We start from the raw sequence: 18,531 nt of genomic DNA, 5'->3' as shown, positions 1-18,531 counted from the left end.
TCGGCGGTTGCTATGCTGGTCACATGGCCCGAGAGATGCCGGTCAGCCGCCGTGAGCGGCCGGCGAAACCCGCGTTGACCCGTGACGGCATCGTGGACGCCGCGATGGCGATCCTCGCGGCCGAAGGCGCCCAGGCCGTGACGATGCGCAAGGTCGCGGGAGCGCTCGACACCGGTCCGGCATCGCTCTACGTGTACGTGCGGAACGCCACCGAGCTGAGCTCCCTGCTGATCGACCGGCTGATCGCAGCACTCGACCTGACCTGGGACGGGACCGAGCCGTGGCGCGGGCGGCTGCACCGCGTGCTCGCCGACTACTCGACGATGCTGGCGAGCCACGCGGGCATCGCGCGGTCGGCGTTGTTCGTGTGGCCGGACGGACCGCACTACCTCGACCTGATCGAACTGCTGATGCGCCTGCTCACGGCGGCGGGCGTCGAGCCGGAACCGGCGGCTCGGGCGACCGACCTGCTGCTGCAGCAGGCCACCGCGGCGGCCGCGGAGTGGGACGGCCGCCGGGAGAACGGCGGGCAGGACCTCAGCGACCTCGTGAGCACGCTCGAGTCAGCCGACCGGGAACGGCACCCGATGCTCGCCGCGCTCGGTTCGGCGATCTTCGTGCGCGGCAGCAACGAGGAGCGCAGCGCGTGGATCGTCGACACCATGTTGGACGGGATTCTCGCGTCGCAAGGGGCTGACCGGCCCGCGCGGTAGGCCGGGCAGGGCCGCCTCGGCACCGTCCCGCCACGCGCCCACCGCGGTCAGCGCAACGGCCTGTTGACGTCGCTGATCATCGCGCGCACGGACGCGCGCAGCGCCGGGAGCGACGGCCGGGGAGCTGTCGCCGCGGTGACGGCCGGTGCGGAGCCGACCGGGCCGGGGACCGGGTGGACCTCGGTCTCGTTCGGCAGCGGCACGCCGGGGCAGGTGATGTTCCCCGGCCGGGAGCCGCGCAGCAGGAACACGTTCACCGCGCCGTCGACGCAGGGGTCGTCCTCGAAGCCGTACTGGCCGTGGAACGGGCTGTCCGCCACGGACACCAGGCTCACGCCGGGTGCCGCGCGCACCGCGGACCTGGCCTGCTCGTACCCGGTCTGCGGGTCGAGCTCACCCTGCACGACCAGCACCCGGCCGGCCACCTCCGCCGGGAGCACCGGCAGCTGCTGCCGCGGCGCGTCGGACCAGAAGGCGCACGGTTCGCCCAGGCCGTACTGCCAGCCGAAGAGCGGGTACCGCGGTCCCTGCCGGTCGGACAGGCGCCGGTACCAGGCCGCCGAGCGGGTCGGCTGGTCACCGCACGCCACGGCGTAGCGGGTCGCCGGGACGTGCAGGTAGTCGGACGGGTCGTCGGCGAGTGCCGCTGCCACCACCGCCGGGGTCAGCGCCTCCAGTGGCGTGCCGAACACCGCGCGGGACTGCGCGTCCAGCTGCGGCGCAAGAGCGGAACCGGTCGCCGCCGGCGTGGTCTCGCCGTTCGCTCCCCGCACGCCCAGCACGAACACCAGCGCGCCCAGGACCCAGCGCAGCGTCGAGCCCATGCCCGTGAAGATCGCGTCGAACTGGTCGGGGCTGGTGCCGGCGCCGGCGTAGAACCGGCGGGCGCGCTCCCAGTTGGCCGCGGCTTCCGCGGGTGTGGTGCCGGCCTCCGGGAACTGCCGCGTCATCCACGGCAGGAACGAACCCTCGAACATCCGCTGGTTGATCCGCGGCCACGCCTCGAACGCGGCCTGCAGGCGGCCCTGGAAGTCGGTGCTGGAGTCGAGCACGACCTTGCCCGCGCTCTTCGGGAACAGCGACGCGTACTTGGCTCCGAGCCACGTGCCGTAGGAGTAGCCCAGGTAGTCCATCTTGGACTCACCGAGCAGCATGCGGAGCAGTTCGACGTCGTGCGCGGTCTGCCAGGTCGTGATGAACGGCGTGATCGCCTCGCTCTGGCAGGCCTCCGCGACGGCACGCGGCTGCTTCAGGTGCTCGGTGGTGCTGTCCGCCGAACGGTCACGCGCGTCGAGGTCCGTGCGCGGCGACAACCGTCCGATCGGCACGTCGCACGTCTCGGGCAGCTCGTCCGGCGCGGTGCCGCCCTCCCTTCCGGTCCCGCGCGGGTCCATGCCGATCAGCGCGTAGCGCTCGTGCAGCCGGGGTTGCAGGGCCGCCAGCGAACCGGGCAGCGACGTGCCCTGCGCGCCGGGACCACCGGGGTTGAGCAGCAGTGATCCGAGGTGTTCCCCGGACGCGGCGACCCGGCTGATCGAGACGACCAGGTCCCGGCCGGTGTCCGGCGCCGCCCAGTCCCTGGGCACGGTCATGTGCGCGCACTCGGCGGGTAACGCGTCGGGTTGCGCGGTGAACGCGCATTGTCCCCAGCTCAGTTGTTGTCCGGCGTACCGGGAGAACGGGTCGGGTGCGGCGTCGGCGGGCGCGGTCGTGAGGGTGAGGACGAGGGTGGTGACGACGGCGGGCACCACGGCGGCGGTCGAGCTGCTGCGCACGGCAGTCCTTTCGCGACGGGGATTCGGGCGCCACCCATCCGACCAGTTCCCGCGACGCGGCGTCTACGGCACCTCGTACTTTCGGCCGGGCTCAGCGCGCCGGACCCGGTGCCGCACCAGGTCCGCTGTGCGCGGCGGACGTCCGAGCGTCCCAGTCGGCCACGTCGGCCGGCCGGCCGAACAGGTAGCCCTGCGCGTAGGAGCACCCGGCGTCGCGCAGCCAGTCCGCCTGCTCCGGCGTCTCGATCCCCTCGGCGACGGTCTTCGCGTCCAGCACGCCGGCCAGCGCGATGATGCACCGGATCACGCCCTCGGTGCGGCCGTTGTCGCCCAGCTCCCTGGTGAACGTCCGGTCGATCTTCACGACGTCGAACGGGTAGCGCTGCAGGTAGCTCAGCGACGAGTAGCCGGTGCCGAAGTCGTCCAGCGCCACCCGGATGCCCGCCTCGCGCACCGCGACCAGGCTGCGCATGGCCGGTTCGTCGGCCCAGACGCTCTCGGTTACCTCGATGGTCAGCCGGTCCGGCACCAGCCCCGTCGTGGCGACCACCCGGTGCAGCCGCGGCAGGAACCCGGGGCTCGACAGCTCGCGCGTCGAGACGTTGACCGTCACGCCCAGCGCGCGTCCCTCGGCGTTCCACCGCACGGCCTGGGCGCACGCGGCTTCGAGGACCTTCTGGCCGAGCGGCACGATGAGCCCGGTCTCCTCGGCCAGCCCGATGAACGCGTCCGGCCCGAGGAGCCCCTGTCCGGGACGCTGCCACCGGACCAGCGCCTCCGCGCTCGTCACCGCGTTCGTCGCGAGGTCGACGATCGGCTGGTAGTGCACGACCAGCTGGTCCTCGTCCACCGCGGTGCGCAGGTCGGCCTTGTCGCGTTGGCGGGCGAGCGCCTGCTCCCCCATCTCCCGCCGGAAGAGGCGGACCCGGTTCCCGCCCTCCCGTTTCGCGACGTACATGGCGGTGTCGGCGTCCCGCAGCAGCTCGTCCGCACCGGCCTGCGACACCGCGACGCCCACGCTCGCCCCGAACGGTTCCGGGGCGCCGTTCAGACCGGTCAGCACGGCTTTCGCGAGCCGCACGGTGTCGCGCACGCCGAACCCCGGCGCGACCACGGCGAACTCGTCGCCGCCGAGCCGTCCAGCGACGGCCTTGGCGGGCAGGGCGGCGCGTATCCGCGCGGCCGCCGCCTTGAGGTACCGGTCGCCCACCTCGTGCCCGTCGGCGTCGTTGACGTCCTTGAACCTGTCCAGGTCCACGACGAGGAGCCCGACGAGGGCGTTGGCCCGCACCGCCTCGCCCACGAGGTGCAGGAAGTGCGCTCGGCTGGCCAGGCCGGTGAGCTCGTCGCGCTCGGCCCTGTCGCGCAACGCCCGTTCCCACAGCCGGCGTTTGCTCACGTCCACGGCGGCCACGACGGTGTGCTCGGCTCCGTTCTCCTGCTCGACCGGTCCGGTGTGCACGGCGAGCACCAGCCCGCCGGCCGTCTCGACCTCGACCGGTCCGGCCGCGGTCGCGCACCCGTCCGCGCACCGGGTGATGCCGGCACCGTGCGGGCAGGGCACCGTGCTGCCGCCATCGTCCCAGCCGAACAGCCGGCGGGCGCTGTCGTTGTGCAGCCGCGGTGTTCCGTGCTCGTCGAGGAGGGCCAGCCCGATCGGGGTGGCCTGGAGCAGCGCGTCCACGGTGCGGTTGGCGGCTTCCTGCGCCCGGACGGCGCGAACGGTCTCGTGCAGGGCGAACGCCCCGATCACCAGCCCCAGCAACGGCAACACCGCGGCCAGCACGACACCCGGCTCGGCCCGGCCGGGCCCGGCGAACGACACGCACACCCCGCCCACGTACCCGCCGAGCCCCAGCAGCGACCTCACCGGGTAGCGCCACGGACCGCCGTGCAACGCGCGCCGTGTCGTCGTGCCGAAGAGGAACGCGAGAACGGGCTGCGGGGCGGGGAGGACCACGGCCGCACCCGCCGTGACGACCCCTTCCACGACCGCGACCACCCAGCCGTCGCGGTGCGGCCGCAGCCACCACGAGCCCAGCACCAGCACGACCAGCGCGGCCAGGGGGAAGCGCACGGCTCCGTCGCCGGCGAACAGCAGGTTGCCGGTCAGCGCGGCGCCACCCAGCCACGCGAACGCGGTGGTGAGGAGTCGAACCGCGCGCAACGGATCTGTCACGCTTGATGCCCCCAGGGGTTCGACTGCCCAGTCCCAGCGGAATGTGCACTATCGGCGGGAAAAAGCTTACGGTGCAACCGCCGTTCGGGTAACCGGGGACAGGTGGAATCGGGTGCCACCGCGGGTATTCGGGGCCATGACCGAGATCAGCCCGATGGACGTGCTGCTGGACGGGTTCGACCGCGTCGAGCAGGCGGTGGCGCGTGTCCTGGAAGATCTGTCCACCGAAGACCTCGCGCACCGCCTCGGCGGCTCCGCCAACTCGATCGCCTGGCTCGTCTGGCACCTGACGCGCGTGCAGGACGACCACGTCGCCGATCTCGCGGGCACCGAGCAGGTGTGGACCGCGGACGGCTGGGTGGAGCGGTTCGGCCTCCCGCTGCCGGAGGAGGACACCGGCTACGGCCACGACGCCGGCCAGGTCGCCGCGGTGGTCGCGACGGCGGAGCTGCTGCTCGGGTACCACCGGGCCGTGCACGAGCGGACGCGGGCCTACCTGCGCGAGCTGGAGCCGGCGGAGCTGTCCGCGGTGGTCGACGAGTCGTGGGACCCGCCGGTGACCCGTGCGGTGCGGTTGGTCAGCGTGGTCGAGGACGACCTGCAGCACGTCGGTCAGGCGGCCTTCGTGCGCGGGCTGCTGGCCGGTGGTCAGTCGCGATCGGCCAGGTGAATCCCGAGGTCGGTGCGACCAGGCGCCAGGTCCTCGCGCAACGCGCGGGTGCCCGCGTACTCCCCGTCCCGCAGCCGCCGGAACAGCCGCGGCCGTTCGTCCTGCACTCCGCCGAGCCTGGTCACCAACCGCTCGACCTCGCGTTCCACCTGCTCGGCGCCGAGCGAGTCGGCGTCGTGCACCACGTGCAGGTCCAGTGCCTCGATCCCGATGTACCAGAGCACCCCGTGGGTGATCGGGAACAGCAGGGAGTCGAGGTCGCCGCTGATCCCGCGCGGCCCGATGGAGCGTTCGTCCTCCCCGGCGGTGACCACGACCAGCGCCTTGCGCCCGCCCAGGCCGCCGTCGCCGTACCGGCGGGGCACGCCGAGCTCGGGATCGAGGTCGCCGTAGGCGAAGCCGCTGGTGAGCACGCGGTCGAACCAGCCCTTGAGGATCGCCGGCGGGCCGTACCACCACAGCGGGAACTGCACGACGAGCAGTTCGGCCGCCGCGACCTTGGCCTGTTCCTCCAGGACGTCCGCGGGCAGCCCGCCGTCGGCGTAGACCTGGCCGACCAGCTCGGAGATGTTGCCCGGCCGGTCGGCCAGGTCGCCGAGGTCGCGGCGGGACAGCACCGGGTCGAAGCCCTGGGCGTAGAGGTCGGAGACGGTCACGTCGTACCGCTGGGACAACGCCTTGGTCCCGGCCTGCAGGAGGTGGTCGTTCAGCGAGTCGCGGCGCGGGTGGGCGTACAGCCACAGGGCGGTGTTCGGCGTCGGCGGGTGAGCGATGGTCATGACAGCCAGTGAAGCCGCGGACGACGGGACGCGGAATAGGCGGGCGTCCGGCGCTCATGCGTGCGCGTTCACCCCGGCGGGCCGGTCGCCGCGGAGGGTGATGCGGTGCATGACGCGGTGCTGGTCGCCGTAGTCGTCCACGGCGAGGTGGGCGGTGCTGCGGTTGTCCCACACCACGACGTCGCCGGGCGCCCAGCGGTGCCGGACGCTGTACTCCTGGCGGCCGATCACGGCGAAGAACAGGTCGAGCAGGGCCCGGCTCTCCGCCTCCGACACGTCCTTGAGGTGCGTGGTGAAGCCGGGGTTCACGAAGAGGCTGCGGCGGCCGGTCTCCGGGTGCACGCGCACGACCGGGTGGGTGACGGGGTCGAGCGAACGGACCCGCTCGCCCTCCCACACGTTGCCCTCGCCGGACTGCCGGACGTGCAGGAGCTCCTCGAAGTCCTTGCGGCCGTCGTGGACCGCTTCGAGCCGGTCGGCCAGCTCGCGCACCGGTGGTGACAGCCGGAGGTAAGCGGCTTCCAGGTCCGTCCAGCAGGTGTCGCCACCGGTGGGCGGCAGGTCCACGGCGCGCAGGACGGAGCCCAGCGGCGGGGTGCGGGTGAACGTGACGTCGGTGTGCCACTCCGGGGCCTTGCCGCCGTCACCGCTGTCGAGCACGTAGATCTCGGGGTGCTCGTCGTCGAGGCCGGGGACCACGGGGTGGGCCGGGGTCAGCTCGCCCAGCGACGCCGCGAACGCGCGGTGCGCGGACGGGGTCAGCCGCTGACCGCGGAACACCAGGACCTTGCGGTCCAGCAGGGCCCGGCGGATCGCGGCCACCTGCCCGGCGGTGAGCTCGTCCGCGAGGTCCACGCCGGTCACCTGCGCGCCGATGGCGATCGTCAGCGGTTCGAACGAGAGCGTCATGACTTCTCCACGAGCTGGTCGGACCGGGAGGACAGGGTCGCCCGCACCGCGGCGGACACCTCACCGCGCAGTGCCGCGAAACGGGGTGAGCCGCGCAGGTCGTCGGCCGGCACGCCGTGGCGGGGCAGGTCGACGGGCAGGCTCAGGGCGATCCGGCCCGGCCGGTCGGTGAGGACGAGGACGCGGCTGCCGAGGAACACGGCCTCGTCCACGCTGTGCGTCACGAACACGACCGACCTGCCGTCACCGGCGAGCGCGCGCACGTCCTCCTGCAGCCGTTCCCTCGTCAGGGCGTCGAGCGCGGCGAACGGCTCGTCCATCAGCAGCAGCCGCGGTCGTGCGGCCAGTGCGCGGGCGATGGCGACGCGCTGCTGCTGGCCGCCGGAGATCTCCCAGGTCCGGCGCGGGCCGAGGCCGTCGAGCCCGACCTGCGACAGCAGCTCCGCCGCCCTCGCCCTGCGATCGGGCTTCGGGACCTTCGCCCACTTCAGCGCCGTGGTGATGTTGCCGGAGACCGTGCTCCACGGGAACAGCCGGGGTTGCTGGAACACCACCCCGACGTCCCTGCCGGGCACCGGCGGGTGGCCGAGCAGTGCCACGTTCCCCGCGGACGGGCGTTCGAAGCCCGCCAGCAGGCGCAGCAACGTGCTCTTGCCCGACCCGGACGGGCCCACGACGACCAGGAACTCCCCTGGTTCCACCGTCAGGTCCAGCGGGCCGAGCGCCGGCACGGGACCGGCCTTGGTCGGGTAGGCGTGCTCGACCCCGCGCAGTTCGCAGATGTCACGCACGTCCGCCTCCCGGCACGCGCAGCGCGGCCTGGAACGCCGCCAGGTCCGGCACCTGCTCGACCTTCTTCTGCCCGCGCAGGAACTCCGCCGTGTCGCGCAGGCGGTTCGCCAGCTGTCCCGGCGCCTGCGCGGTGCCGAAGTAGTCGGGTCCGCGTTGCTCGTCGTGGTCGAGGTAGATGTTCTGCTTGAGCTGGGCCAGTGCGTCGGCCTCCCCGATGCCGATCTGCCGGCTGACCGCGGCCGCCACCACCGCCGGGTCGGTCTTGACCTGCTTGAGCGCGTCGTTCGTCGCGGCCAGCCACTTGTCGACGACGTCGGGGTTGGCGTCGAGGAACTCCTTGCGCGCCACGGTGAACGTGAGCGTCGGCTTGCCGGCGGCCGCGAGCTTCGCGCTGTCGGTGAGCGTCACGCCGTCCTGTTGCAGCACGCCCAGCACCGGTGTCCAGACGTAGGCGCCGTCGATGTCACCGCGCTGCCACGCGGCCTGGATGTTCTGCGGTTCGAGGTCGACCAGCGTGACCGTTCCCGCGTCCACCCCGGCCAGCTCCAGCGCGGCGAGCAGGCTGTAGTGGGCGGTGGAGCTGAACGGTGCGGCGATCTTGCGGCCGGCCAGCTCGGAGATCTTCGTGATGCCGGTGGCCCCGCGCACCACGAGCGCTTCGCTGTCGCCGATCACGTTCAGCAGCTCGATCACCTGGTACGGGATGCTGAGCGGCGGGCAGAGACCGGCGGCCGCGGGGCTGCTGCCGATCACCGCGAGGTCGATCGCACCGCCCAGGAACGCGGTGTTGATGCTCGCACCGGAGTCGAACGCGGTCCAGGTGATCCGGTGGTCCGGCAAGGCCTTCTCCAGCGCCTGCCGGTCCTTCACCAGCAGCGTGCTGTCGGCGAAGTTCTGGAACGCCACCCGCACGCCCTTGCCGCCGGAGGGCGACGAGCCGCCCACACCGCACGAGGCCAGCACCGGGGCGGCGGCGAGCAGGGCGAGCACGCTCCTGCGCGAGATCGACATCGGGACTCCTCGGTCTCAGGCGCGTCCGCGCCATGGGGACAACGCGCGTTGGGCGGCCACGATCAGCGAGTCGATGACCAGGCCGGTGATGCCGATGACGAAGAGACCGAGGACGACCACCGCGGTCTGGTTGAAGCGCTGGGCGTTGAGCACCATCCCGCCGATGCCGTCCGCGCCGTTCACGGTCTCCGCCGCCACCACGGAGCTGTAGGCGATGCCGACGGCGATCCGGACACCGGTGAGGATCTCCGGTCCCGACGCGGGCAGGACCACCGCGCGGACCACGTCGAACGCGCTGGCGCCCAACGCCTGCGCGGCCTCGACGTACTGCCGGTTGACCCCGCTCACCGCGGCCGCGGCGGCCACGGCCACCGGCGGGAACGCGGCGATCATCAGCAGGTAGACCTTGGGTTCCTCGTCGATGCCGAACCAGATCACCAGCAGGCTCAGGTACGCGAGCGGCGGGAGTGCGCGCAGGAACGCCACGGCGGGCTCGGTCAGCGCTCGGACGACCGGGACCAGCCCCATCGCCAGGCCGAGCACGAGCCCGAGCAGCACGCCGTAGAAGCACCCGTAGCCGACGCGGCGCAGGCTGACGCCGAGCCGTTCGGCCAGCGTCGAACCGGCGTAGCCGCCCTGCCCGTTCGTGAAGTCCGAAGTGGACAGAAGCTGGTCCCACACCTGCAGGGGACTCGGCAGCACGGCCGCCGGCCAGAGCTGGGCCAGCGCGACGAGCTGCCACACCAGGAACAGCGCGGCGATGGCGATCAGCCGCACCGGCAACCACTGCGACGTCCGGGTCTTGGGCACGCCGTGAATGTACTGACGTACACATCGCCGGTCAGGACCGTTCCGTATCGTGGTCCTCCGCGAGAATGCCCCTTGCGCACGGGCTCGGCGAACCGGTAGGAGCGAGGATGGCGCGGCGGCACGACCCCCACCGCCGCGAGCGGATCATCGAGGCCGCGGTCGAGCTGATCTCCGAGTGCGGCCTGCCGGCACTGACCCACCGGGCCGTCGCGGCCCGCGCCGACGTGCCGCTGGGTTCCACGACCTACCACTTCCTGAGCCTCGACGAGCTGCTCGACGCCGCGGTCCGCACCGTGGCCGAGCGCAACGTCGCACGCCTGCGCGAGTGGGCGCTCGCGCTGCCCGACGATGCCGACCTGAGCGCCGAGCTCGCGCGCTTCGTCGTCCTGCTGGCGAGCGAGCACCGGCAGACCAGCGTGCTGGCCTACGAGCTGTACGGCGGTGCCCTGCGGCGGCCGGCGCTCCGTGCGGCCAGCACGTCGTGGGACCGGCTGCTGACCGAGGTCTTCGAGTCCACAGTGGACTCGACGACCGCGCGGGCGCTCACCGCGATGTTCAGCGGGCTGCTGTACCAGGCGCTGGTGTCGCCGGGGACGCCGAAGCCCGCCGACCTCGAAGAGGTGCTGCGCCGCCTGCTGCGGTAGCGCCGGCCGTCATCCACCGGCCAGCCGCTGCTCCAGCCGGTCCAGACCGCCCCGGATGAGCCGCCCGTAGTCGTCGTCGCCGAGCACGCCGATCGTGTCCCGCGCCTGCCGGAGGTGGTCGCGGGCGCGGTCGAGGTCGCCCAGCCTGCGGTGGCAGTCGGCCAGGTTCAGGTGCAGCGACGGGTACAGCCCGGCCACCGGCAGCGCCACCCCGGCCTCCGCTGTGCGCTCGTCGGAGAGCGAGTCGGCGGCGGCCAGCGCCCGCAGGTCCCAGACCAGCTCCTCGTGCACGTCGTCCTGGACGTCGGCCATCGAGTGGGCGAGGACGCACACGTGCAGCGGGTCGCCCCCGGTGCCGCCGATGTCGTCCCAGATCCGGGCGAACAGCTCGCGGGCGGCCTCCCGCTGACCGCGGCGGTGGTGCAGCTCCACGCCTTCGGCGATGCGGGCCATCGTCGGATCTGTGACCATCCGCCGATTCTCCCGCAACCGCGTCAGAGCTCGAAGCGGTAGCCCATCCCGGGTTCGGTGACCAGGTGCCGGGGGTGGGCGGGGTCGGCTTCGAGCTTGCGGCGCAACTGGGCGAAGTAGACGCGCAGGTACTGCGACTCGGTGAGGTGCTTCGGTCCCCACACCTCCCGCAGCAACTGCTTCTGCGACACGAGCCGGCCGGGGTTGCGGGCCAGGACCTCGACCAGGCCCCACTCGGTGGGCGTCAGGTGCACCTCGTGGCCGTCGCGGCGGACCTTCTTCGCGGCCAGGTCCACGACGAACGACGACGTCTCGACCACCGGGTCGGCGACGTCGCGGGTGAGGCCGCGGCGGACGGCCGCACGCAGGCGGGCGAGGAGCTCGTCCATGCCGAACGGCTTGGTCACGTAGTCGTCGGCGCCGGCGTCGAGGGCCTCGACCTTGGCGGCGGAGTCGGTACGGGCGGACAGGACGATGATCGGGACCGAGGACCAGCCGCGCAGGCCCGCGATCACCTCCACGCCGTCGAGGTCGGGCAGGCCCAGGTCCAGCACGACCACGTCGGGTTTGCCCTCCACGGCCACGCCGAGTGCGGACTTGCCGTCGTACGCGGTCATCACGTCGTAGCCGCGGGCGCTGAGGTTGATCCTCAACGCGCGCACGATCTGCGGTTCGTCGTCGACCACCAGAACGGACGTCATGGCGCCTCCTCGTGGACGGGCAGGGAGATCACGATCGTGAGCCCTCCGCCCGGGGTGTCCTCCGCGCTGATCTCCCCGCCCATGGCGGCGGTGAAGCCCTTGGCGACGCTCAGGCCGAGGCCGGCGCCCGGTGTGGCGGCACGGCCGCCGAGGCGCTGGAACGGCGCGAACACCGTGTGCCCGGCGTTCTTCGGCAGTCCCGGACCGTGGTCGACGACCCGCAGCTCGACGGAGGAGCCGTGGCGGCTGCCGCGGACCGCCACCGGCGACGGGCTGCCGTGCCGCAGCGCGTTGTCGACGACGTTGACCACCACGCGTTCCAGCAGCCCCGGGTCGGCCAGCACGGGCGGCAGGTCCTCCGCCACCGCGACCGACACCTCGCCGCCGAGGCCGGCGAGCGCCCGTGCCACGACCTCGTCGCAGCCGACCGGCCGCAGCACCGGTTCGACCGAACCGGTCGCGAGGTGCGACGAGTCGAGCAGGTCGTCCACCAGGCCGGTCAACCGGTCGGCGGACTCCGCCACGGTCTCCACCAGGTCGGCGGTGTCCTGTTCGGACAGTGCCGGCGAGGTGTCCCGCAGGCTCGCGGTCGCCGCCTTGATCGACGTCAACGGCGTGCGGAGGTCGTGGCCGACCGCCGACAGCAGTGCCGTGCGCAGCTCGGACGTCTCGGCTTTCCGCCGTGCTTCCAGGGCGTCGGCGGCCATCCGCTGGTGCCGCAGCGCCACGAACGTCTGCCCGGCCGCCGCCTCCAGCACCCGCTGGTCGCTCGCGGGCAGCACCCGTCCGCTCAACCGCAACCGCACGTCACCGGTGACCGTCACGTCGGTCACGGGACCGGAGTCCCGCCCGGCGCGCTCCACGCAGCACCACTCCCCGTTTCTGCGCTCCACCAGCGCCACCGAGTCCAGGCCGAAGTTCTCCCGGATCTTCTCCAGCAGCCGCGCCAGCGGGAACGGCGCGGTCAGCACGGTCCGCGAGTACGAGGCCAGCAACGCCGCCTCGGTCCGCGCCCGCGCGCCCTGCTCTCCCAGCCGCGCCGCCCGGTCGACGGTCAGCGCCACGACGGTCGCGACGATCACCATGGCGGCCAGCGTGATCACGTTCTCCGGCGTCTGCACGGCCAGGCTGTGGCAGGGCTCGGTGAAGAAGTAGTTGAGCAGCCCGGCGCCGAGCACCGCGCAGAACAGCGCCGGTCCCAGCCCGCCCGCGATGGCGACGACGCAGGCGACGAGCAGGAACGCCACCAGGTCGGTGGAGAAGTCCAGCTCGTCGCGCCACAGCAGGCCCAGCGCGGTGACGCCGGCGGGCAGCACCAGGGCGAGGCCCCAGCCGGTGAGCCTGCGCCGCACCGGCAACGGGTCGGTGCCGACCTGCCAGCGCAGCCCGCGCCGGGCCTCGTCGTGGGTGACCATGTGCACGTCGATCGCGCCGGACTCCTGCACGACAGCGGCACCGATGCCCTCGTCGAACGTCCGCGCGACCCGCGAGCGCCGTGAGGTCCCCAGCACCAGCTGGGTGGCGTTCACACCGCGGGCGAACTCCAGCAACGCCGTCGGAACGTCGTCGCCCACCACCGAGTGGAACGTCGCGCCGACGTCCTCGGCGGTCTTGCGGGAGCGGGCGATGTGCCCGTGCGTCACGCCGGTCAGCCCGTCGCCGCGCAGGACGTGGACGACCAGCAGCTCCGCACCGGCCCGCACCGCGATCCGGCGGGCGCGCCGGATCAGCGTCTCGCTCTCCGGTCCGCCGGTGATCGCGGCGACCACGCGTTCGCGGGTCTCCCAGGTGTCGGTGATGTCCTTCTCGCTGCGGTAGCGCTGCAACGCCACGTCGACCTGGTCGGCCACCCACAGCAGGGCCAGCTCCCGCAACGCCGTGAGGTTGCCGATCCGGAAGTAGTTGCCCAGTGCGGCGTCGATGCGGTGCGCCGGGTAGACGTTGCCGTGGGCGAGCCTGCGGCGCAGCGCCTCCGGGGTGAGGTCGACGAGCTCGACCTGTTCCGCGCGGCGGACCACCTCGTCGGGCACCGTCTCCCGTTGCCGCACACCGGTGATGCGTTCGACGACGTCGTTCACCGACTCCAGGTGCTGCACGTTCACCGTGGACAGCACGTCGATGCCCGCGTCGAGCAGCTCTTCGACGTCCTGCCAGCGCTTCTCGTTGCGGGAGCCGGGCACGTTGGTGTGGGCGAGCTCGTCGACGACGGCGACCTCGGGCCTGCGTGCGAGGACCGCGTCGACGTCCATCTCCTCGACGTCGAGCCCGCGGTGCCGCACCCGCGTGCGCGGCACCACCTCCAGCCCGTCGAGCAGGGCGGCGGTCTTCTCCCGGCCGTGGGTCTCCACGAGTCCCACGACCACCTCGGTGCCCCGCCCCCGGCGCCGGTGGGCCTCGCCGAGCACGGCGAAGGTCTTGCCGACACCGGGAGCGGCGCCGAGGTGGATCCTCAGCTGACCCCGGCGGCGGTCACCGGGTGGCGGCGTCGATGGCACGGTTGAGCGCCGTCACGTTGACCGCGGTGGTGAAGGTGCCGGAGGTCCAGGCCGCCACCAGCTCCCGCACCCTCTCCTCGGACAGCCCGGACGCGCGTGCCACCCGAGGCACCTGCAGCGCCGCGTACTCCGGGCTGATGTGCGGGTCGAGGCCGGACGCCGACGCGGTCACCGCGTCCTGCGGCACCCGGTCCTCGGACACACCTTCGCGCTGCGCCACGGCCGTGCGGCGTTCGTCGACCACCTTCGTGTAGTCCTCGTTCAGCTCGCCCTTGTTCGAGCCGCCCGAGGCGGGCAGCGTCGCCGCGGAGGGCCGCGGCTGGAAGTACCGGTCGCCCTCGCGTGCGACGGCGACCAGGGTGGTGCCGGTGGCCTCGGCGTTGGCGTGCAGGCCGGGGACGCGCGAGACGCCCCAGACCGCCAGCGGGTAGAGCACGCCGAGGAGCACGGTCAGCGCGAGCAGGATCCGCAGACCCGCCCACGACTGCTTCAGGAAGTTCGTCATCGTCAGCCGATCCCGGGGATGAGTCGCACGAGCAGGTCGATCAGCCAGATCCCGGCGAACGGCGTCACGATGCCGCCGAGGCCGTAGACCAGCAGGTTGCGCCGCAGCAGCGCGGAGGCGCTGGACGGCCGGTAGCGGACGCCCCGCAGGGCCAGCGGGATCAGCGCCACGATGACCACCGCGTTGAAGATCACCGCGGACAGGATGGCCGACTGCGGTGTCGCGAGGCGCATGACGTTGAGCTGCCCCAGCGCCGGGTAGATCGCCGCGAACATCGCGGGCAGGATCGCGAAGTACTTCGCCAGGTCGTTGGCGACGGAGAACGTCGTCAGCGCCCCCCGCGTGATCAGCAGCTGCTTGCCGATCTCCACGATCTCGATCAGCTTGGTCGGGTCCGAGTCGAGGTCGACCATGTTGCCGGCCTCCTTCGCGGCCGACGTGCCGGTGTTCATCGCGACGCCGACGTCGGCCTGGGCCAGCGCCGGTGCGTCGTTGGTGCCGTCACCGGTCATCGCGACCAGCCGGCCGCCCTCCTGCTCCTGGCGGATCAGGGCCATCTTGTCCTCGGGCTTGGCCTCGGCGAGGAAGTCGTCCACGCCCGCCTGTTCGGCGATGGCCTTGGCCGTCAACGGGTTGTCGCCGGTGACCATGACCGTGCGGATGCCCATCGCCCGCAGCTCGGCGAAGCGCTCCTTCATGCCGGGCTTCACGACGTCGGACAGGCGGACGATCCCCAGCACCCGGCCGTTCTCGGCCACGACGAGCGGGGTTCCGCCCTGGGCACTGATCTCGTCCACGATCTCGCGTGCGGTGTCGGTCAGCTCGAACGCGGACGCGGCGCCCTTGCGGATGCTGCGGTCGCCCAGGTCGATGCCGGACATCCTGGTCTGCGCCGTGAACGCGACGAACTCGCCGGTCTTCTCGTGGTCGCTCGCCGGTGCACCGCCGGCGAGCTGGAGGATGCTGCGGCCCTCCGGGGTGTCGTCGGCGAGGCTCGCCAGCCGTGCGGCCGCGACCAGTTCCTCCTCGGACGTCGGGCCGACCGGGATGAACTCGGTCGCGCGCCGGTTGCCCCACGTGATCGTGCCGGTCTTGTCGAGCAGCAACGTGTCGATGTCACCGGCGGCCTCCACGGCCTTGCCCGACGTGGCCAGGACGTTGCGCTGCACCAGCCGGTCCATGCCGGCGATGCCGATCGCGGACAGCAGTGCGCCGATCGTCGTCGGGATCAGGCAGACCAGCAACGCGGTCAGCACGACCACCGACTGCTCGCCGCCGGAGTGGATCGCGAACGGCTGCAGCGCGACGACGGCCAGCAGGAAGATGATCGTCAGCGTCGACAGCAGGATCGTCAGCGCGACCTCGTTCGGCGTCTTCTGCCGTTCCGCGCCTTCGACGAGTGCGATCATCCGGTCCACGAAGGACTCGCCCGGCCTGGTCGTGATCCGCACGACGATCCGGTCCGACAGCACCGTCGTGCCACCGGTGACCGCGCACCGGTCGCCGCCGGACTCGCGGATGACGGGTGCGGACTCGCCGGTGATCGCCGACTCGTCCACGGTCGCGATGCCCTCGACCACGTCACCGTCGCCGGGGATGACCTCACCGGCCTCGACGACGACCAGGTCGCCGACCTCCAGTTCGGTGCCGGGCACGACGCCGCCGCTGACGAGCCTCGCGACGGCGTCTTCCTTGGTCTTCCTGAGCGAGTCCGCCTGCGCCTTGCCGCGGCCTTCCGCGACGGCTTCCGCGAGGTTCGCGAACAGCACGGTGAACCACAGCCACGCGGCGACGGCGGTGGTGAACACGCGCGGCTCGGTCACCGCGAACACGGTGACCAGCACCGAACCCACCCACACGACGAACATGACGGGACTGCGCAGCTGGTGCCGCGGGTGGAGCTTCTTCAACGCCTCTGGCAGGGCCGCGGCGAAACCGGGTTTCGTGGTCACAGCAGTGCCTCCGCGACGGGACCGAGAGCGAGAGCGGGAACGAACGTGAGCGCGGCGACCAGGACGATCGAGCCGGCCAGCAGGGTCGCGAACAGCGGCCCGGTGGTGGGCAGCGTGCCCGCGGTGACCGGCACCTTCTTCTGCGCCGCCAGCGATCCGGCCAGTGCCAGCACCGCGACGATCGGGACGAGCCGGCCGAAGAGCATGCACAGGCCCAGCGACGACTGGAACCAGTCGCTGGTGACCGTGATGCCGCCGAACGCGCTGCCGTTGTTGTTGGAGGCCGACGCGTAGGCGTAGAGGATCTCCGACAACCCGTGCGAGCCGGGGTTGTTGAGCGCTGCCCGCGTGCTGGGCAGGACCGCGGCGATGCCGGCGCCGACGAGCAGCACCGTGGGCATCGCGAGGATCGAGACCGCGGCGGCCGTGACCTCCCTGCGCCCCAGCTTCTTGCCGAGGTACTCGGGCGTGCGGCCGACCATCAGGCCCGCGAGGAACATCGCGATGACCGCCATGACGAGGATGCTGTAGAGGCCGGTGCCGACACCGCCCGGCGTCATCTCGCCGAACAGCATGTTCAGCAGCGCCCCGCCGCCGCCGAGCCCGGTGTAGCTGTCGTGCAACGAGTTCACCGCACCGGTCGAGGTGCCGGTGGTGGCGTCGGCGAAGATCGCGCTGCCGGGGATGCCGAACCGCAGCTCCTTGCCCTCCAGCGGCCGGACGCCGTTCGCCTCGGCACCCCAGATGACCGCGAGCATCGCGGTCCAGATGCCGCCCATGACGCCCAGCAGCACGTACCCCTGCTTCTTCTCCCCCACCAGCACGCCGAACGTGCGGGTCAGCGCGACCGGGACCACCAGGATGAGGAAGACCTCGATCAGGTTCGACCACTCGTTCGGGTTCTCGAACGGGTGCGCGGAGTTGGCGTTGAGGATGCCGCCGCCGTTGGTGCCGAGCTCCTTGATGGCCTCCTGACCGGCAACGGGCGCGTTGGCGACCAGCTGACCGTCAACGTCCACTCCGGACTTGAAGCTCATCGTGACGCCGAAGGCGATCAGCACGACGGCGAACAGGAACGCGATCGGCAACAGGATGCGGAGCGTGCCGCGCACGAGGTCGACCCAGAAGTTGCCGAGCCGGTCGGTCCGGCTGCGGACGAACCCGCGGACCAGCGCGACGGCGACCGCGAGGCCGACCGCGGCGGACACGAAGTTCTGCACGGTCAGGCCGATCATCTGGACCGTGTGGCCCATGACCGCTTCCGGCACGTACGACTGCCAGTTCGTGTTGGCCACGAAGCTGATGGCGGTGTTGAACGCCATGCCCGGTCCGACGTTGCCTCGGCCGAAGTCGAACGGCAGCAGGGACTGCACGCGCTGGAGCACGTAGAGGAACACGATGCCGACGAACGAGAAGCCCAGCACGCCGTAGGCGTAGGTGCTCCACCTCTGCTCGGCGTCCGAGTCGATCCGCGCGAAGCGGTAGATCGCCGCCTCGGCCCTGGAATGGCCTTCGCGCTGGAAGACGCGGGCCATGTGGTCGCCGAGGGGCCGGTACACGACCGCCAGTGCCGCGAACAGGATGCCGACCTGGGCCAGGCCGGCCACGAGAGGTGACATCAGAACTTCTCCGGCCTCACGAGCGCGACGAACAGGTAGACGATCAGAGCGAGCGCGAGGACGCCGGCGACGGCGTTCGCGACGAGTCCCGTGCTCACAGCTTCTCCAGTCCGCGCACCGTCAGTCCCAGCACGACGAAACTCCCGATCAGCAGCAACGCGTAGGCCAGGTCGGCCATGACGCCGCTCCCTTCAACGACAGGTTTTTCCATGACGAGCGGAAGCGTGCACGAGGAAACACCTGTTCAGGGGAGGCCTGACAGCGTCCTTACGGGGTGGGGGCCGACCTTTACGCGTTCTTGAGGCCGGGGAGACGTGGGTCTCACCCGTCAGGGCCCTCAGGGGTCACGGTGCGTGAGGTTCTCGCGCGGGAGGCGTCACGGCGCGGCCGGCGTTGAACGGAACCGGGCCGCGCCCAGGGTGGACGCGGCCCGGTGTCAGCAGGGTCAGCGACCGCTGCGGTACGCCGTCCAGGCGTTCTGCACGCGGGTGTTCTGACCCAGTGGA

17 protein-coding genes are annotated in these 18,531 nt (G+C 72.1%); 3 read left to right on the top strand and 14 right to left on the bottom strand.

Features of this window, described 5'->3' with window-relative positions:
* Window positions 1–23: 23 nt before the first annotated feature.
* Window positions 24–713, top strand: a complete 690-nt coding sequence (locus ACZ7CD_RS29115; protein WP_360387999.1) for a TetR/AcrR family transcriptional regulator — start codon at window positions 24–26, stop codon at window positions 711–713.
* A 47-nt stretch (window positions 714–760) separates the two neighbouring features.
* Here the strand turns inward: ACZ7CD_RS29115 and ACZ7CD_RS29110 are convergent, their stop codons facing one another.
* Window positions 761–2,488, bottom strand: coding sequence for an alpha/beta fold hydrolase (locus ACZ7CD_RS29110; protein ID WP_470376239.1), 1,728 nt, complete (start codon window positions 2,486–2,488; stop codon window positions 761–763).
* Window positions 2,489–2,579: 91 nt separating this feature from the next.
* A complete protein-coding gene (locus ACZ7CD_RS29105) occupies window positions 2,580–4,667 on the bottom strand; it encodes a putative bifunctional diguanylate cyclase/phosphodiesterase (protein WP_470380128.1) in 2,088 nt (695 codons plus the stop codon).
* 145 nt (window positions 4,668–4,812) lie between these two features.
* On the opposite strand from ACZ7CD_RS29105, the gene ACZ7CD_RS29100 reads away from it, so the two are divergent.
* Window positions 4,813–5,337, top strand: a complete 525-nt coding sequence (locus tag ACZ7CD_RS29100) for a mycothiol transferase (RefSeq protein ID WP_458434429.1) — start codon at window positions 4,813–4,815, stop codon at window positions 5,335–5,337.
* Here the strand turns inward: ACZ7CD_RS29100 and ACZ7CD_RS29095 are convergent.
* From ACZ7CD_RS29095 to ACZ7CD_RS29075, 5 genes are read right to left on the bottom strand one after another with little or no spacing between them, the layout of a single operon-like run.
* Window positions 5,316–6,116: an NAD(P)H-dependent oxidoreductase gene (locus ACZ7CD_RS29095; protein ID WP_360387991.1), complete on the bottom strand. Its 801-nt coding sequence runs from the start codon at window positions 6,114–6,116 to the stop codon at window positions 5,316–5,318. The two genes, ACZ7CD_RS29100 and ACZ7CD_RS29095, sit on opposite strands and share 22 nt — an antisense overlap.
* Before the next feature lie 54 nt (window positions 6,117–6,170).
* A complete protein-coding gene (locus ACZ7CD_RS29090) occupies window positions 6,171–7,025 on the bottom strand; it encodes a TauD/TfdA dioxygenase family protein (RefSeq protein ID WP_360387988.1) in 855 nt (284 codons plus the stop codon).
* Complete coding sequence (locus tag ACZ7CD_RS29085; protein WP_458433108.1) at window positions 7,022–7,816, bottom strand: ABC transporter ATP-binding protein; 795 nt, start codon at window positions 7,814–7,816, stop codon at window positions 7,022–7,024. Before ACZ7CD_RS29085 ends, ACZ7CD_RS29090 begins: the two co-directional genes overlap by 4 nt.
* Window positions 7,809–8,828: a taurine ABC transporter substrate-binding protein gene (locus ACZ7CD_RS29080; protein WP_470380127.1), complete on the bottom strand. Its 1,020-nt coding sequence runs from the start codon at window positions 8,826–8,828 to the stop codon at window positions 7,809–7,811. Before ACZ7CD_RS29080 ends, ACZ7CD_RS29085 begins: the two co-directional genes overlap by 8 nt.
* Window positions 8,829–8,843: 15 nt before the next feature.
* On the bottom strand, window positions 8,844–9,638 hold the full coding sequence (locus tag ACZ7CD_RS29075) for an ABC transporter permease (RefSeq protein ID WP_360387979.1): 795 nt from the start codon (window positions 9,636–9,638) through the stop codon (window positions 8,844–8,846).
* Window positions 9,639–9,745: 107 nt separating this feature from the next.
* On the opposite strand from ACZ7CD_RS29075, the gene ACZ7CD_RS29070 reads away from it, so the two are divergent.
* Window positions 9,746–10,282 (top strand): TetR/AcrR family transcriptional regulator, encoded by a 537-nt coding sequence (locus ACZ7CD_RS29070; protein ID WP_360387976.1) that lies wholly within the window; start codon window positions 9,746–9,748, stop codon window positions 10,280–10,282.
* A 9-nt stretch (window positions 10,283–10,291) separates the two neighbouring features.
* Here the strand turns inward: ACZ7CD_RS29070 and ACZ7CD_RS29065 are convergent, their stop codons facing one another.
* Genes ACZ7CD_RS29065 through kdpF form a run of 7 tightly spaced genes read right to left on the bottom strand, consistent with a single transcriptional unit; the run spans window position 10,292 to window position 18,123 of the window.
* Window positions 10,292–10,753: a hypothetical protein gene (locus ACZ7CD_RS29065; protein ID WP_360387974.1), complete on the bottom strand. Its 462-nt coding sequence runs from the start codon at window positions 10,751–10,753 to the stop codon at window positions 10,292–10,294.
* Window positions 10,754–10,776: 23 nt separating this feature from the next.
* Complete coding sequence (locus tag ACZ7CD_RS29060) at window positions 10,777–11,454, bottom strand: response regulator (protein WP_360387972.1); 678 nt, start codon at window positions 11,452–11,454, stop codon at window positions 10,777–10,779.
* Window positions 11,451–13,949 carry a DUF4118 domain-containing protein gene (locus tag ACZ7CD_RS29055; RefSeq protein ID WP_470380126.1) on the bottom strand — a complete coding sequence of 833 codons (2,499 nt, stop codon included), beginning with the start codon at window positions 13,947–13,949 and terminating at the stop codon, window positions 11,451–11,453. The genes ACZ7CD_RS29060 and ACZ7CD_RS29055 overlap by 4 nt, the downstream gene beginning before the upstream one ends.
* A complete protein-coding gene (locus ACZ7CD_RS29050) occupies window positions 13,924–14,454 on the bottom strand; it encodes a potassium-transporting ATPase subunit C (RefSeq protein ID WP_360387966.1) in 531 nt (176 codons plus the stop codon). Before ACZ7CD_RS29050 ends, ACZ7CD_RS29055 begins: the two co-directional genes overlap by 26 nt.
* A 2-nt stretch (window positions 14,455–14,456) precedes the next feature.
* A complete protein-coding gene (gene kdpB, locus ACZ7CD_RS29045; protein ID WP_470380125.1) occupies window positions 14,457–16,406 on the bottom strand; it encodes a potassium-transporting ATPase subunit KdpB in 1,950 nt (649 codons plus the stop codon).
* Window positions 16,403–18,025, bottom strand: a complete 1,623-nt coding sequence (kdpA, locus tag ACZ7CD_RS29040; protein WP_470380124.1) for a potassium-transporting ATPase subunit KdpA — start codon at window positions 18,023–18,025, stop codon at window positions 16,403–16,405. The genes kdpB and kdpA overlap by 4 nt, the downstream gene beginning before the upstream one ends.
* The gene (kdpF, locus tag ACZ7CD_RS29035) at window positions 18,025–18,123 is read right to left on the bottom strand and encodes a K(+)-transporting ATPase subunit F (protein ID WP_065920105.1); all 99 of its coding nucleotides are present in this window, start codon (window positions 18,121–18,123) and stop codon (window positions 18,025–18,027) included. The genes kdpA and kdpF overlap by 1 nt, the downstream gene beginning before the upstream one ends.
* Window positions 18,124–18,531 lie beyond the last annotated feature (408 nt).

Source organism: Lentzea sp. NPDC036949, assembly GCF_055608075.1.
This window is presented reverse-complemented; position numbering and strand designations above follow the sequence as displayed.